General features: G+C 55.0%; 1 rRNA gene. It reads left to right on the top strand.

The window, feature by feature from the left end:
* Positions 1-5: 5 nt before the first annotated feature.
* Positions 6-209, top strand: a 16S ribosomal RNA gene (locus LZP69_RS16835); the annotation flags it as partial.

The following is a 209-nucleotide window of genomic DNA, read 5'->3' as shown; positions in this document are numbered from 1 at the left end:
ACTTTTAATTGAAGAGTTTGATCATGGCTCAGATTGAACGCTGGCGGCAGGCCTAACACATGCAAGTCGAGCGGCAGCGGGAAGATAGCTTGCTATCTTTGCCGGCGAGCGGCGGACGGGTGAGTAATGCCTAGGGAACTGCCCAGTCGAGGGGGATAACAGTTGGAAACGACTGCTAATACCGCATACGCCCTACGGGGGAAAGCAGG

The organism is Shewanella sp. AS1 (assembly GCF_021412565.1).
Classification (GTDB): Bacteria; Pseudomonadota; Gammaproteobacteria; order Enterobacterales; family Shewanellaceae; genus Shewanella.
This window is presented reverse-complemented; position numbering and strand designations above follow the sequence as displayed.